Consider the following 14427-nt stretch of genomic DNA (forward strand, 5'->3'; position numbering starts at 1 on the left):
TACGGTGGATTTCAGCTGGAAAGGAAACCGAGGGGGCTGCGGGGGAGCGCACGAGGCTCTCAGGAGAACACTAATGGTGCTTCGGGAAACGCGCGAGGCGCTTCGCGAAGACCGTTCCCGTTACTTCCGCTTACTTCCCGTCACTCCCACGCGATCTTGCTGAACTGATAACCCTTGCCGCGGATCGTCTTGATGCGCTGCGGGTTGCTCGCGTCGTCGTGCAGTTTGCGGCGCAGCTTCGAAACGCCGCCGTCGATCGTGCGGTCGAGACCGTCGAACTCGACCCCGCGCAGCGCGCGCATCAGGTCGTCGCGGCTCACCACTTCGCCGGCGTTGCGCACGAGCACCCATAACAGATCGAATTCCGCCGACGTCAGATCAGGCGCGCTGCCGTCCGGCAACGTCACCGACCGGCTCGCGCGATTGATCACGAACTTGCCGAACGTGAGGCTGTCCGGCTGGTTGCCCGGCTCGGTCCCGCGCGCGGCCACGCGACGCAGCTGCGCCTTGATCCGCGCGAGCAGGATGCGCGGCTCGACGGGCTTGTGCACGTAATCGTCGGCGCCGAATTCGAGGCCCAGCAGTTCGTCGAACTGCTCGTCGCGCGCGGTCACCATGATGATCACGCCGTCGTACTGCTCGCGCGCTTCGCGGCAGATCTGGAAGCCGTCCTTGCCCGGCAGGTTCACATCGAGAATCACGAGATCGGGGCGGCGCTTCAGGATCGCCGGCACCGCGTCGTTGCCGTGCAGCACGACGTCGACCTCATAGCCGTGCTTGCCGAGATAGCCGGCCACGAGCGCGGAGAGGCGGTTGTCGTCTTCGACGAGCAGGATCCGGAAGGACATGGATGAATCGTTCAAGGCTGGCTGGGTTCGTGGCATGCCGACAGGCGCGGCGCGGTTGCCATGATACCGGGTGGCAGGTCGGCGCGGATCGCCGACGGTTCGGGCTGCGATGGACATGCCCCGGGACAAGACGCCGCACAGCAGTTAGCCCGCAGTTAACCAACAGGCTCCCCCGCTCCACAAAACCCGACAATTCTGCGCTCAATTCGACAGCCTCGGATAACCCGCGTCGCTAGCATCCAGCCCATTGAAACACCGGGAGAACGACGCGTGATGCCCCTTTTCGTCGACAAGCTTGCCGCGCGCCTGCCGTGGCTCGCCGCGTGGCTGACCGATTTCAGCCTGTCTTTTTCGATGATCCGACGCGCCGGTCATATGGTGTATCCGGGAGACACGCTGTTTCACCGGCTGCGCCGCATGCGGCTGTGGTTCCGCTCGATCGTCTGGTGGCGCGCCACCACCATCTGGTTGCGCGGCTGTTCGCGCTCGCCGCTGCGCGAGATCGTGCGGCGTCATCCGGTGGCGATCGAACGGCCGCACCGTCCGTTTCTGCACGGCGGCTTCAGTTCTCGCGAGCGGATCGCCGCAAGTCTCGATCACCAGATGCTCACGCTGCAGCGCGCGCCGCATCTTGCGCATCAGATCGCCCGCGACGGCTATGCGCCGATCGCGCAGTTCGCGGTCGGCGCCGAACGCTGGCAGATCACGCTCGAATCGCTCGACCAGTTCCAGAAGGAAGGCGACTGGACGCTCTGCATCCGCGACGCGAGCGCACGACGCGTCGTGTCGTGCACGTTCAGCCTCGCGTATCTCGGCGGCAAGGTGCGGCGGCCGCGGTTGTGCGTCGGCTCGGTTCAGGGTCCGGACAAATCGATCAACGGCCGCGAACTGTTTCGCGCGCTGACGAAGCGCTGGTATGGGCTACGTCCGAAGGTCTTCGTCGTGTTCCTCGCGCAGTGCGTCGCGTCCGGCCTCGGGACGGGCGGCACGTTCATCGTGTCGAAGCGCGCGCATATCTATGGGAGCTGGCGCTACTGCCTGCGGCGTCGCAAGGTCGCCGCGAACTACGACGAGCTGTCGCGCGAGTGCGGCGCCGTCGCGCACTGGAACGGCTGGTTCGTGCTCGCGCCGGTCCGGCAGGCGAGCGACGCCGACGGCGGCAACGCGCTGCGGCGCAAGCGCAATGCACTGCGCGAAGAACTCGCCGCGCAGATCCGCAACAGCATCGAGGGCTGACCGCCCGGCTTTATTTGACGGCGCTCCCAGCATGAAGCGTGGAGCGCCGTCAATGCTTTGCAGCCTTACGAAATTTTTTCATCGTTTACGTAAAGTTTCATGAAAGGCCGTCGTAAACCTTAAAAGAGGGCCGGGTTGCTTCGCCCTCAACTCTCACTCGTCACCTCCTGTCCCGACACGAACGGAGCGCTGCATGGCCACCACCCCGAGTACTACCGACACCGCCAGCCTGCTCGCGCAGGCCGCGCAATCGATCATCAGCGGTTCGACCAACTCGTCGCTCGACGTCGACAAGCTGGTCCAGGCGCTCGTCACCTCGAAGACCGTGGGTCGCACCACGCAAATCACGAACAAGCAGAACCTCGACAACAGCCAGGTGTCCGCGATCGGCAAGCTGAAGTCCGCGCTGTCGGCGCTGCAGACCGCCGTCGCGGGCCTCGCCGACGGCACCGCGCTGGCGCACTTCGCCGCGACGGCGAGCGGTAAAGGCGTCACGGCCACCACGAGCAAAGGCGCCACCACCGGCAACTACGAACTCGACATCACTACTGTCGCGACCGCGCACAAGCTGTCGTCGAACGGCTTCGCCGCCAACACGACGTTCGGCACCGGCACGCTGACGGTCGGTGTCGGCAGCAAGTCGTTCGCGGTCAACGTCGGGGCATCGAACAATTCGGTCACGGCGATCGCCGCCGCGATCAACAGCGCGTCGGACAACCCCGGCGTGACGGCGAGCGTCGTCAATGGGGCCGACGGGCAGCATCTCGTCGTGACATCGAAGGAAACGGGCGAGGCGAACGTCGTCTCGCTGAAGGCAAGCGGCGGACTCGATACGCGGCTCGACTCGTCGGGCTTCCGCGAAGTAACCAGGGCGCAGGACGCGCAGTTCACGATCGACGGTAGTCCAGTGAAGAGCGCGAGCAACACGATTACGGATGCGCTGCCGGGCGTGACGATCAACCTCACCACGGCCGCCGCAAACACGAAGCAGACCTTGACGGTCGCCGTCGACGACACCGCGGGCAGCACCGCGATCGGCAACTTCGTGACCGCGTACAACGCGTACGTAACGACCGCCCACTCGCTGTCGTCCTACGATCCGAACGCGGCAGCGGGATCGCAGGCCGCGCCGCTGCTCGGCGACGCGATGCTGCGCGACGTGACCAACGGTCTCGCGGACATCCTGAGCCGGGGCGTGTCGTCGGGCGGCAAGACGCATAGCCTGACGTCGATCGGCATCGACCTGCAACACGACGGCACGCTGAAGCTCGACAGCACGAAGCTGCAGACGGCGATGTCGGCAACGCCCGGCGCGGTCGCCGCGCTGTTCAACACGAGCAACGGGATCGGCGCATCGCTGAATCGCTTCGCGACGACCTACGTGCAGAAGAGCGGTCTGATCGATACGCGTACCCAGGCACTCAACTCGGATCTGGCGTCGTTGAAGGAACAGTCGGCACAACTGCAGACATACTCGACCACGCTCACGAAGCAGTACAACGCGCAGTTCACGGCGCTGAACAACCTGATGACGACGATGAACAACAACAAGAACTACCTGACGCAGCTGTTCGGCGGCGACAACAACGCAGGCGCGTTGTCGCGCAACAAGTGATGCGACGGGGCGGCGTTTTCGTATTGACAACGTAGCGTCATCCCGCCACACTCGCTTCCATGCTGACCTACCCATCCTCCTGCGCCCACGCGTTCAATCGAACAATGCATGCCACCTGTGGCGGGCATTGGGGAATGCGTATGCGTTAGCAGTCAGCGTAAGAACAGATCCCAAAGGCCCCGCCGGAAACGGATGGGGCCTTTTGCTTTTTACCAGTCGTGAAAATGGAAAAGGCGCCTCCGTCAGACGGCTTTATCGACGGAGAGCATGATGGAAGAGGCGAGTCCACAGTACCCCGAGTATGAATCGTATGACTGGCACCCCGAACGGTTGCCGGAGGTGGTCGTGCATTTCATGCTGTCGCCCGGTGCGACGCATTCGTGGCGTGTCGCGTGCGATGCACGGATGCACGTGCACGATGCGCGCATCTGGCTGACGCGCGCGCAAAGCCCTTACGACCACTGGCTCACGCCCGGCGCGGAGTTGCAATTGACCCGCGGCGAGCGCGTCTGGATGAGCACGGACGGCGACGGTGCGACACGCGTTTCGGTGCGCAGCAAGCTGCGGATGTCGAGTCATCCGATAAGGCGCTGGCTTAGCCGGTTGTTGCGGATGAACACCGAGATCGCCGCGCCAGTTTCGCGCTAGTGGCTTGCGACCGGTGTGCGACGTCGGCGGCGAAAGCTGGATTCGATGTGCATTACAAAGTCTCGCGCGGCTGGTTCACGCCGCGCGAGACGACTTCACGCACGCGTCTTCACGCGTGCTGAAAATCACACCCGTTCGATCGCCAGCGCAATGCCCTGCCCGACGCCGATGCACATCGTGCACAGCGCGAAGCGGCCATTCGTGCGCTGCAGTTGATACATCGCCGTGGTGACCAGTCGCGCACCGCTCATTCCGAGCGGATGGCCGAGCGCGATTGCGCCGCCGTTCGGATTCACGCGCGGATCGTCGTCGGCGACGCCGAGCTGGCGCAACACCGCGAGCCCTTGCGATGCGAACGCTTCGTTCAGTTCGATCACGTCGAACTGGTCGATGGTCATGTTCAGACGCGCGAGCAGTTTCTGCGTGGCAGGTGCCGGGCCGATGCCCATCACGCGCGGCGCGACACCCGCGGTCGCGATGCCGAGCACGCGTGCACGCGGCGTCAGGCCGAAGCGCTTCGCGTTCTCTTCGTTCGCGAGCAGCAAGGCCGCAGCGCCGTCGTTCACGCCCGATGCATTGCCGGCCGTCACCGTGCCGTCCGGCCGCACGACGCCCTTCAGTTTCGCGAGCGCTTCGAGGCTCGTTTCGCGCGGATGCTCGTCCTGCGACACGACAAGCGGATCGCCCTTCTTCTGCGCGATCGTCACCGCGACGATCTCCTGCGCGAGCGTGCCGTCGCGCTGCGCACGTGCGGCCTTCTGCTGGCTGCGTAACGCGAACGCATCCTGATCGGCGCGGCTCACGCCGTATTCCTGCGCGACGTTCTCGCCGGTTTCCGGCATCGAGTCGACGCCGTACATCTGCTTCATCAGCGGATTGACGAAACGCCAGCCGATCGTCGTATCGAAGATGTCGGCCTGGCGCGAGAACGCGCTGGTCGCCTTGCCCATCACGAACGGCGCGCGGCTCATGCTTTCGACACCGCCCGCGAGCATCAACCCCGCTTCGCCCGACTTGAGTGCGCGCGCCGCGATCCCGATCGCGTCCATGCCCGAGCCGCACAGCCGGTTCACCGTCGAACCGGGCACGCCCTGCGGCAAGCCCGCGAGCAGCAGCGACATCCGCGCGACATTGCGGTTGTCTTCGCCGGCCTGGTTTGCGCAGCCGTAGATCACGTCGTCGATTGCGTTCCAGTCGACTTCCTTGTTGCGCTCGATCAGCGCCTTCAACGGCACCGCGCCGAGATCGTCCGCGCGAACCGACGACAACGCGCCCGCATAGCGGCCAATCGGCGTGCGAACGGCGTCGCACAGGAAAGCTTCGGTCATTACATGTCTCCGGAGAATGCCGGGTGCGTGGGAAGCGGGGCTTCCTGCGCTTCGGTATAAAATCCATTGTTCGATATATGAACAATAAATCGTATATCGAACACTCGAAGCCGATGATAGGCCTGTGCCGGAAAGCGTGTCAAGCCGGGCTACGGGAGCACAACGCCGCGTCAACGAACCTCGATCCGCTCGTCCTCGATATAACCGCGAATCACATCGGCAAACGAGCGATCGCTGGACAGTCCGAGCCCTTCCGCACGCGACGTGTCCCACTGCCCCGGCCAGCTGCCGACGATCTTCTCGACACGCGCATCCGGCTGCCACACGATCCGCTTCACGACCTCGTCGCCGGCTACGTCGCGTAGCGCCGCGACCATCTCGTCGACGCTCACCGAAATGCCCGGCAGATTCAGCACACGCTGATTGCCCAGTGCGGCGGCATCGATCTCGAGCCCCGCGATCAGACTGTCGATCGCCTTGCGCGGCGACAGCAGCCACAGCCGCGTGCTGCCCGCGACCGGACACACCGCCGCTTCGCCGTTCAGCGGCTCGCGGATGATCCCGCTCGCGAACGACGAAGCCGCCGCATTCGGCTTGCCCGGCCGCACGCTGATGGTCGGCAGACGCAGCACGCGGCCGTCGATGAAACCGCGTCGCGAGTAGTCGTTCAGCAGCAGCTCGGCGATTGCCTTCTGCGTGCCGTACGACGACTGCGGGTTCAGCGCCGTATCGTTTTGCACGACGTCGGGCAGATCGCCGCCGTACACCGCCACCGAACTCGTGAACACGACACGCGGCCGGTTCCCGCGCTGCCGGCAAGCCTCCAGCAGCAGACGCGACGCGTCGAGGTTGATCCGCATCCCGAGATCGAAGTCCGCTTCCGCCTGGCCGCTGACGATCGCGGCCAGATGAAAGATCGCCGCGGTATCGCCGTCGATTGCTTTCGCCAGCACGCACGCGTCCTCGATATCGCCGACCTGCGTGCGCACGCGGCGGTCATCGAAACCGACTGGCTGCGCGACGTCGAGCAGCACGAGTTCGGACAGCGGCCGCATCACGCCGTCGGCGTCCTTCAACGCGCCGCGCGCCAGCAGTTCGCGCGCGAGACGCTGACCGAGAAAACCGGCGCCGCCGGTAATCAGTACTTTCATGATGATGTTCGTCCTTTGCTTCGATCGACCCGATCAGCCTGCATTGCGCAGGTACGGTTTGAGCCAGCCGAGTCCCGCCGATGTGCCCGCGCGCGGCCGGTACTCGCAGCCGATGTAGCCGTCGTAGCCGAGCGCATCGATCAGATCGAACAGGTACGGGTAGTTCAGTTCGCCGAGGTCCGGTTCGTGCCGCTCGGGTACGCCTGCTATCTGGATGTGGCCGATGCCGGCCATGTCGCGCTTGAGCTTCACCGCGAGATCGCCCTCGACGATCTGGCAGTGATAGCAGTCGAACTGCACCTTCAGGTTCGCCGCGCCGACTTCCGCGCAGATCGCCTGCGCGTCGTCCTGGCGGTTCAGGAAGAAGCCCGGGATGTCGCGCGTGTTGATCGGCTCGATGACGACCGTGATGCCGTCGGCGAGTGCGGCCTCGGCGGCATGCGCGAGATTGCGCAGATAGACCTCGCGATGACGTTCGCGCGACTGGTCCGCGCCGATCAAACCCGCCATCACGTGCAGCTTGCGGTTGCCGAGCGCACGCGCGTACTCAAGCGCGGTGTCGACGCTGCGGCGGAACTCGTCCTCGCGTCCCGGCAGCGACGCGATGCCGCGTTCACCGTTCGCCCAGTCGCCGGGCGGCGCATTGAACAGCGCCTGCGTGAGGCCATGCGCATCGAGCCGGGCCTTCAGTTCGGCGGCGGGGAAATCGTACGGAAACAGAAACTCGGCGGCCTTGAAGCCGTCCTGCGCGGCCGCGCCGAACCGGTCGAGGAAACCGTGCTCGGTGTACATCATCGAGAGATTCGCTGCGAAGCGAGGCATGGCGACTGCTCCTATGAAACGTGGGGTCGTGCATTGGTGTATTCGGCGTGTCGATCGAAATGCAATCGACATCGCCGTATTGTCCGCAAATGAAGTGGTCACCGTAAAGCCGATTGCGCCGAACTCGCGACAATCGCGCAGGCATCCATGAAAACCCTAGCGCTCCGGCAAAAACCTTGGAGGTTGGCGAAAGACAACGCTTGAGCTATCGTCACGGCTTTCTGCCGTGCTGTGGCCATCGGTGTGGATTCAGCCGGAATCTCGCCGACGCGCCGCCCGCAAGCGCCCTCATTCCTACAGGCCCATGAGCAAAGTCCTGCCGTCGTCTTCCGCCGAGCCCGTCCCGGAAAAACCCGGCGACTCCTATGTGCAGTCGTTCGCGCGCGGCCTCGGGGTGATCCGCGCGTTCAACGCGGAGCGCCCCGAGCAGACGCTCACCGACGTCGCCGCCGCAACCGGCCTCACGCGCGCCGGCGCACGCCGCATCCTGCTAACGCTGCAGACGCTCGGCTACGTCGAAGCCGAAGGCCGTCTGTTTCGCCTGACACCGAGAATTCTCGATCTCGGCTTCGCGTACCTGACGTCGATGCCGTTCTGGAATCTCGCCGAACCGGTGATGGAAGATCTGTCCGCGCAGGTGCACGAGAGCTGTTCGGCCGCGGTGCTCGACCGCAGCGAGATCGTCTACGTGCTGCGCGTGCCGACGCACAAGATCATGACAATCAATCTGTCGATCGGCAGCCGGCTGCCCGCGTACTGCACGTCGATGGGCCGCGTGCTGCTCGCCGCACTCGACGACGACGCGCTCGACGCGACCCTCGGCCTCGCCCCGCTCTACGCGCACACGCAGCGCACGATCACCGATCGCGACGAGCTGAAGAAAGCCATCGCACTCGTGCGTCGCCAGGGTTGGGCGATCGTCGATCAGGAACTGGAGGTGGGATTGATCTCGCTATCGGCGCCGATCCGCAACCGCCAGGGCCGCGTGATCGCCGCGATGAACATCAGCGGCAACGCGCAGCGCAATTCGGCGAAGCAGATGGTGAAGACGTTTCTCGAACCGCTGCAGAATGCAGCGCAGACGGTTTCGGAAATGGTGGCGCGGCGGAGTTGAGCGCGGCGGTCAATACACGCCCGGCACGCCGGGCGGCCGATGTTTGAACCGCCGATGCACCCAGTAATACTGTTCGGGAAAGCGCAGGATCTGGGTCTCGAGAAACGCGTTCATTCTCGACGCGTCGTCCGTATCGCTTGCGGACGGGAAGCCGTCGAGCGGCTCGAAGATCGTCAGTTTGTACCCTTTGAAATCCGGCAGCACTTCCGTCACGAACGGCACGACGCGCGCACGGCCCAGTCTTGCGAGTCGTGAGACGGAGGTCAGCGTGCAGGTCTCCACGCCGAAGAACGGCACAAAAACCGAATTCTCGACGCCGTGATCCATGTCCGCGGCGAGCATCACGGGTTTGCCGGAACGCAGTATGCCGACGATTTTTCTGGCGCTCGTCGAGCGTTCGATCATCTCCGCGCCGAATCTGCCGCGCTGCTGTTTGGCAAGGTCGCACATCCGCGTGTTCGACATCCGTGTGTACAGCGCGGCGACCGGCAGTTGCGTCGAGTACAGCATGCATCCAACCTCGATGCCGACGAAGTGAAACCCCATGAAGATCGTCGGCGGCGCATTCGTGTCGTCGAGATCGAGCTTGCTGTCGATCTCGACGATGTTCCTGATCGTCTTCTCGCTACCGAACCATTGAATGCCCCGTTCGAGATAGCTGCGGACAACCTGCCGGAAATGCGCCCTCGCGAGGTCGTCGTGTTCGCGCGCGGTCTTGTCCGGAAAACACAGCCGCAGATTCACCAGCACCACGTGCTTTCGACGGCTCGGAAACGCGTACAGCGCTACGCCGAGAACGCTGCCGAACCTCGCGACCAGCGGATAGGGAAGAACCGAGAACGTGCGCAGCAGTATGACAAGAAGAGCATGACCGAGTTGTTCCACCGTTGTTCCTGCGTGCAATGGCCGACTGCGCCATGTGGGAGTGCCAAGGTTCGCGGACAGCGAACGACCTTTAAAGCGAGGTGCAGAAACACGCCGTTGTGCTGACGCGCCGGATTGAAGCGATGCGTCGCGTGACGGAGGATCTCAGTCTCCAGATCAGGTTTCGAGGTCTGGGCGGCGCAATCGCCGCGGAGAGCAGGCGGGACATAGGTAGATGCCCAAAGGGCAGCGCCATGGGTTACCGCGAGCGTGCGCATTATTGCACGCGGCCCCTGGGCTACTCATTTCGAGGTCGGTCGACGACCCTCGGGGCCTGCGTGGCCCGAGCGGGAAACCACCCGGTTTCCGCCGTTGAATATTCCCCAGGATTGAGTACTCCGTATTGCGCGAGTGGGGCATACTTCGCGACACTGGCAGCGATTAAATCGAAAGCATGATGACTATCGCCGTTTAACTTATAAATCCGGATCCACGGTCTGGACAAACGGCACAATCTCTTGGGGAGACACTATGAGAGCCATAACGAGTCAATGTATCTCGGCGCTTTTCGTCACAACGGTTCTGGCTGGGTGCATGGTTCCCCCGCAAAACCAGGGCGCAGCCGGAATCGCTCCGGTGCAGAACCGGAGCACCGCCGCAGCAGGATCGGACAATTCGCTTTCTACTGCCGACTGGGACAAGGTCGTCGAACAGGACCGCGCGTCGGTGCGTGCGAAGCAGATGCCGCCCGAAGTGATTCGATACGATCTTGAAATAGGAAAGATGATTCCGGAAGGTCAGCAGATTCTAGCTGCTCACGACAAGGCAAAGGCACGCGTCTGGTCGAAGAAAATGAATTCCATTATGGAAGCGAGAAATAAGGCCACGCAAAAGTTCGCAGCAAAGGAAATAGCCAGGAATAATGCGATCGCCAGTTCGTTCGGCGGCGGGAGACCCGATCCGTGTTTGTCGCCGATGGGAAAAAATACCTGCACGTCGGCACCGGCACAACAGGGAGGCGGGGTTAACTACACGGTCGGTCCCGGCGGCATCGGAGCGACCATGGGTAATCTCACGATCGGTCCTGGCGGCATCGGAGGCGGATTCTGATCCTCGCCGGCACGGTTCGTACCACCTACCGGTAGCGGATCGATTGCAGCAATGCTGAAAACAAAGCGGCGGACGCGTTACGCGTGCCGCCGTTTTTGTTTACCTGGCTTACTCCGCGCAGTTCAGCGGCCGAGCCAGCGCTCGACGAGCCGTGCCCAGAACGCCGCACCGATCGGCAGATTGAAATCGTTGAAGTCGTAGTGCGGGTTGTGCACCATGCAGCCGTCCTCGCCGACGCCGTTGCCGATCCGCAGGAACGTGCCGGGCCGCTGCTGCAGCATGAACGCGAAGTCCTCGCTGCCCATCAGCATGTCGGTCTGCGCGACGACGCGGTCGTCGCCGACCAGTTCGCGTGCGACGTCGATCGCGAACTGCGTCTCTTCATCCGAATTCACGACCACCGGATAGCCGTCGATATAGTCGACCGTCGCCTTGCCGCCGTAGCTCGCAGCCTGGCTCTGCGCGAGTTCGGTGATGCGCTGCTTCAGCAGCGCGCGTACTTCGGGGCTGAACGAGCGCACGCTCAGTTCGAGCTTCGCGGTGCTCGCGATCACGTTGTTCGCGGTGCCCGCATGCATCGAGCCGACCGTCACGACCGCTGGCTGCGACGGGTCGATGTTGCGCGCGACGATGGTCTGCAGCGCCATCACGATGCTCGCGGCGATCACGACCGGGTCCACCGTCAGATGCGGACGCGCGGCATGCCCGCCGACGCCCTCGACGGTAATCACCGCCTTGTCCCCCGCCGCCATAAACGGTCCCTTGTGGAACAGCAGCGTGCCCGGCTCCGCGCCCGGATGATTGTGCAGGCCGAACACCGCGTCGCACGGAAAGCGTTCGAACAGGCCGTCGTCGATCATCTTTTTCGCGCCGCTGTCGACGCCGCTTTCTTCGGCCGGCTGGAAATACAGATGGACAGTGCCGGAAAAACGACGCGTCGCGGCGAGGTGCTGCGCGGCGCCCAGCAGCATCGTCGTGTGGCCGTCGTGGCCGCATGCGTGCATCTTGCCGTGCGTCTCGCTCGCGTACGGCAGAGCGGTCTGCTCGATGATCGGCAGCGCGTCCATGTCCGCGCGGATACCGATGCTGCGCGTGCCGTCGCCCGCCTTCAATGTGCCGACGACACCCGTGCGGCCCACGCCGCGCGTGACCTGCCAGCCCCATTGCTCGAGCCGCTCCGCGACGAGCGTCGCGGTCGCGACTTCCTCGTAGGCGAGTTCCGGATGCCGATGGATGTGGTGGCGGATTTCGCGCAGGCTGCCGGTTGCGCTTTCCAGATCGGCGACGGCGGTCAGTGTTGCGGCATGGGATGAGGAACCTGCGACGGGTGCTTCGCTCATGGGAACTCCGGGTGATGGGGCGATGGATGGGCTCGACTGGGTCATTGCCATCAATGGGCTAGCGATCGTCGAGCCCCTGTATTTACGCCATTTTATTCAAAATAAATGCGGCGTTCCCACGCGGGCTTTCTTTCGCGATGGTTTCTTCGCCCCGGCGGGGAGCCCAGCCATTTGCCGATGTAGTTCTGACGCGTCCGCAGACTGCGGCGCGGGAGGAGTCTGCGCTACGAATTGAAGGCCCACGTTACCGCTTGCTGCAACGAACCTCACTGCGCCGCGTTTTCCAGCGCCCCACGCAGCGTGTCGACAAACACATCCCCAGCCGCTTCGAGCGTGCCGGAGTTATCGATCGTCGTCAGCCGCACGCCGTCGGGCAATGCGAACGGCGCTTCGCGCGCGAGACGCGCGGCGATTTCATCGGCTGTCTCGCGCCCGCGCGCGCCGAGCCGTACTGCGAGAACCGCTGCCGCCGCAGTCACATGCACGACCTCGGTATCCGGATAGCGAGCCAGCACATGCGGCAGATGCTGCCGCGACCCATTGACGACAACCGCACAACCCCGCGCGAGCCACGCATCGAGTTCGATGCCGATCCCGTAACGCAGCGCGTGACTCGACCATTCGATTGCAAAGAGCCCGAGCGACGCACGCACGTCGAACTCGGCCACCGACAACGCGATGTGATTTTCTCCGCTGCCCACCGGCCGCGTGATGTATCGATGCGCGAACAGCACCGCATCGTCGGCGAGACGTTCGCGCGCGAAACCGAGCAGCGCATCCTTGCCCGCGCCGGACGGCCCCATGACGTAAATCAGACGACCTTTCATCGATCAGTGTTCCATGTCCGCTGCGGCGAACGCCAGCCGTTGCCACAACACGAACGACGCACCGGGCTCGGGTTCGACGAACAGCGCGGCGTAACTTATCGGCAGCGCCCCGAGCGTCGGCACGCGAGCATGCCACCACGCGAGCAGCACGTCGCGCTCGTGTGCATCGTCGAGCGAATTCGACAGCGTCATGTGAAAACGGAATTCATCGAACACGTATGGGTAGCCCCATTCGATGAGCAACGCGCGTTGCCGATCCGTGAGCGGCGCTTCGAGGCGTCGCGCGAGATCGGCGGCAGAAGGCGCAGCACGCAGCGCGGATACCGCCTGCAACGCACTCGACGCGAGTTCGCGCATCGACGCCTCGCCTTCCGATGTCGCGGGTCGCAGTGCAATGAACTTGCCGAGCTGCGCTGCATCGACCGGCAGCGCGAACGCATCGCGGCTGCGTGCCCAGCGTTGCGCAACCCCAAGCACGTCGTGCTGCGTCACGCCGTCGGCGAGACGGAACGGTGCGACCAGCGTGCCATGCCAGCCGTAGCGACGCGGTGCATGCGTCAGTTCCGCGAGCGGACGTGCGAGACCTTCAGGCTGCGGCGCGGTACAAACGTCGTCACGCTCCGCATCGCGACCGAGCCATTCGCTACCTGCGTGCCACCATGCAGACGCAGCCGGCGGCGCGTAGTACAGCGCAAAACGCGCAGTCGCGGGCCAATCCGTTTCGACTACGCTCATACGTCGTGTTCCACCATCAACTGCACGCGGTCCGCGGCAAAATGCGTGAAACCGTATTTGATCGGCGTGCCTTCGAGATCGACGTCGACGTTCTCGACCCACAACACCGGCTGCTGACGGTTGATGTTCAGACGGCGCGCAACTTCCGCGTCGGGCAGCACGCTACCGATGCGACTCCACTTGCGCAGATAATCCGCGACGCCGAGTTCGGCCATCGCCTTCGTGATGCCGCCGGTACGTTCGAGCACTTCCGGCAGATTCGCAAAGCGCGCAGCCGGGTACCAGTTGCGTGCATACGTGAGCGGCACGCCGTCCGATTCGTGCAGCGTCTCGATGCGAAATACCGGCGCGCCCGCGCGCAACCCGAGCGCCTTCGCGACGCCCGGCTCCGCCTTCACGCGCGACGACGACAGCATCATCCCGGCCGCCGCGTGATGCTGCTGACGCAGGTTCTCGGTGAAGCGCGTACGGCGTCCGATCGTGTAATCGATCGCGCCGGGCTGCACGAACGTGCCGCGTCCCTGCTCGACACTGACGAGCCCGAGTGCCGCGAGTCCGAGCATCGCGCGACGCACGGTGTGCCGGTTTACGTCGAAACGTTTGGCGAGTTCCCCTTCGCTCGGCAGCCGGCCGTCTTCGCCGAATCCGCTGGCTGCGATCTCCGCTGCGAGGATCTGTTCGATCTGCCGCCACACGGCTACGCCGCCGCCTCGTTCGACCGTCGTGCCAGGGGTTGCGCCGTCGTTCGATGTCATGGTGTTGTCATTCCCTTCGGTTCCAATATCGTTG

Annotated in this window: 14 protein-coding genes; 5 read left to right on the forward strand and 9 right to left on the reverse strand. The window is 64.1% G+C overall.

The features are described from left to right. Nucleotides 1-140: 140 nt before the first annotated feature. Complete coding sequence (locus E1748_RS05140) at nt 141-848, reverse strand: response regulator (protein ID WP_133646053.1); 708 nt, start codon at nt 846-848, stop codon at nt 141-143. Nucleotides 849-1121: 273 nt separating this feature from the next. Between E1748_RS05140 and E1748_RS05145 the strand changes: the two genes are divergently transcribed. The 3 genes from E1748_RS05145 (at nt 1122) to E1748_RS05155 (ending at nt 4347) form a co-directional block, all read left to right on the forward strand. After that, on the forward strand, nt 1122-2084 hold the full coding sequence (locus E1748_RS05145) for a DUF535 family protein (RefSeq protein WP_240766501.1): 963 nt from the start codon (nt 1122-1124) through the stop codon (nt 2082-2084). Nucleotides 2085-2277: 193 nt separating this feature from the next. Next, nucleotides 2278-3699: a flagellar filament capping protein FliD gene (fliD, locus tag E1748_RS05150; RefSeq protein ID WP_133646055.1), complete on the forward strand. Its 1422-nt coding sequence runs from the start codon at nt 2278-2280 to the stop codon at nt 3697-3699. A gap of 267 nt (nt 3700-3966) precedes the next feature. Next, nucleotides 3967-4347, forward strand: a complete 381-nt coding sequence (locus E1748_RS05155; RefSeq protein WP_240766329.1) for a DUF2917 domain-containing protein — start codon at nt 3967-3969, stop codon at nt 4345-4347. Between the two features lie 125 nt (nt 4348-4472). On the opposite strand, the gene pcaF is transcribed toward E1748_RS05155, so the two are convergent. The 3 genes from pcaF to otnI all read right to left on the reverse strand — a co-directional run bounded on the left by pcaF (nt 4473) and on the right by otnI (nt 7648). Next, a complete protein-coding gene (gene pcaF / locus E1748_RS05160; RefSeq protein ID WP_133646056.1) occupies nt 4473-5675 on the reverse strand; it encodes a 3-oxoadipyl-CoA thiolase in 1203 nt (400 codons plus the stop codon). Nucleotides 5676-5845: 170 nt separating this feature from the next. Continuing rightward, complete coding sequence (gene denD / locus E1748_RS05165; RefSeq protein WP_133646057.1) at nt 5846-6826, reverse strand: D-erythronate dehydrogenase; 981 nt, start codon at nt 6824-6826, stop codon at nt 5846-5848. 33 nt (nt 6827-6859) lie between these two features. Then, the gene (gene otnI, locus E1748_RS05170; RefSeq protein WP_133646058.1) at nt 6860-7648 is read right to left on the reverse strand and encodes a 2-oxo-tetronate isomerase; all 789 of its coding nucleotides are present in this window, start codon (nt 7646-7648) and stop codon (nt 6860-6862) included. 304 nt (nt 7649-7952) lie between these two features. Here otnI and E1748_RS05175 point away from each other — a divergent pair, with 304 nt between their 5' ends. After that, on the forward strand, nt 7953-8762 hold the full coding sequence (locus E1748_RS05175; RefSeq protein WP_133646059.1) for an IclR family transcriptional regulator: 810 nt from the start codon (nt 7953-7955) through the stop codon (nt 8760-8762). Between the two features lie 9 nt (nt 8763-8771). On the opposite strand, the gene E1748_RS05180 is transcribed toward E1748_RS05175, so the two are convergent. Beyond that, nucleotides 8772-9647, reverse strand: coding sequence for a lipid A biosynthesis lauroyl acyltransferase (locus E1748_RS05180; RefSeq protein WP_133646060.1), 876 nt, complete (start codon nt 9645-9647; stop codon nt 8772-8774). A gap of 573 nt (nt 9648-10220) precedes the next feature. Here E1748_RS05180 and E1748_RS05185 point away from each other — a divergent pair. Next, the gene (locus E1748_RS05185; protein ID WP_133646061.1) at nt 10221-10736 is read left to right on the forward strand and encodes a hypothetical protein; all 516 of its coding nucleotides are present in this window, start codon (nt 10221-10223) and stop codon (nt 10734-10736) included. A 122-nt stretch (nt 10737-10858) separates the two neighbouring features. Here the strand turns inward: E1748_RS05185 and E1748_RS05190 are convergent, their stop codons facing one another. The 4 genes from E1748_RS05190 to phnF all read right to left on the reverse strand — a co-directional run bounded on the left by E1748_RS05190 (nt 10859) and on the right by phnF (nt 14393). After that, the gene (locus E1748_RS05190) at nt 10859-12076 is read right to left on the reverse strand and encodes a M20 aminoacylase family protein (RefSeq protein WP_133646062.1); all 1218 of its coding nucleotides are present in this window, start codon (nt 12074-12076) and stop codon (nt 10859-10861) included. 266 nt (nt 12077-12342) lie between these two features. Further along, nucleotides 12343-12903, reverse strand: a complete 561-nt coding sequence (phnN, locus tag E1748_RS05195) for a phosphonate metabolism protein/1,5-bisphosphokinase (PRPP-forming) PhnN (RefSeq protein WP_133646063.1) — start codon at nt 12901-12903, stop codon at nt 12343-12345. 3 nt (nt 12904-12906) lie between these two features. After that, entirely contained in the window at nt 12907-13638 is a 732-nt protein-coding gene (locus tag E1748_RS05200) for a DUF1045 domain-containing protein (RefSeq protein ID WP_133646064.1), read from the reverse strand. Then, nucleotides 13635-14393, reverse strand: coding sequence for a phosphonate metabolism transcriptional regulator PhnF (phnF, locus tag E1748_RS05205; RefSeq protein WP_133646065.1), 759 nt, complete (start codon nt 14391-14393; stop codon nt 13635-13637). Before phnF ends, E1748_RS05200 begins: the two co-directional genes overlap by 4 nt. Between the last annotated feature and the right edge of the window lie 34 nt (nt 14394-14427).

The sequence above is a fragment of the Paraburkholderia flava genome (assembly GCF_004359985.1).
GTDB classification, from domain to species: Bacteria; Pseudomonadota; Gammaproteobacteria; order Burkholderiales; family Burkholderiaceae; genus Paraburkholderia; species Paraburkholderia flava.

Excerpts from the sequence above, each read along its gene's own strand:
- phnF (WP_133646065.1), bottom strand. The coding sequence starts at position 14,393 with ATGACATCGAACGACGGCGCAACCCCTGGCACGACGGTCGAACGAGGC.
- phnN (WP_133646063.1), bottom strand. The coding sequence starts at position 12,903 with ATGAAAGGTCGTCTGATTTACGTCATGGGGCCGTCCGGCGCGGGCAAG.
- fliD (WP_133646055.1), top strand. The coding sequence starts at position 2,278 with ATGGCCACCACCCCGAGTACTACCGACACCGCCAGCCTGCTCGCGCAG.
- E1748_RS05155 (WP_240766329.1), top strand. The coding sequence starts at position 3,967 with ATGATGGAAGAGGCGAGTCCACAGTACCCCGAGTATGAATCGTATGAC.
- pcaF (WP_133646056.1), bottom strand. The coding sequence starts at position 5,675 with ATGACCGAAGCTTTCCTGTGCGACGCCGTTCGCACGCCGATTGGCCGC.
- E1748_RS05145 (WP_240766501.1), top strand. The coding sequence starts at position 1,122 with ATGCCCCTTTTCGTCGACAAGCTTGCCGCGCGCCTGCCGTGGCTCGCC.
- E1748_RS05140 (WP_133646053.1), bottom strand. The coding sequence starts at position 848 with ATGTCCTTCCGGATCCTGCTCGTCGAAGACGACAACCGCCTCTCCGCG.
- denD (WP_133646057.1), bottom strand. The coding sequence starts at position 6,826 with ATGAAAGTACTGATTACCGGCGGCGCCGGTTTTCTCGGTCAGCGTCTC.
- E1748_RS05190 (WP_133646062.1), bottom strand. The coding sequence starts at position 12,076 with ATGAGCGAAGCACCCGTCGCAGGTTCCTCATCCCATGCCGCAACACTG.
- E1748_RS05185 (WP_133646061.1), top strand. The coding sequence starts at position 10,221 with ATGGTTCCCCCGCAAAACCAGGGCGCAGCCGGAATCGCTCCGGTGCAG.
- E1748_RS05175 (WP_133646059.1), top strand. The coding sequence starts at position 7,953 with ATGAGCAAAGTCCTGCCGTCGTCTTCCGCCGAGCCCGTCCCGGAAAAA.
- otnI (WP_133646058.1), bottom strand. The coding sequence starts at position 7,648 with ATGCCTCGCTTCGCAGCGAATCTCTCGATGATGTACACCGAGCACGGT.
- E1748_RS05200 (WP_133646064.1), bottom strand. The coding sequence starts at position 13,638 with ATGAGCGTAGTCGAAACGGATTGGCCCGCGACTGCGCGTTTTGCGCTG.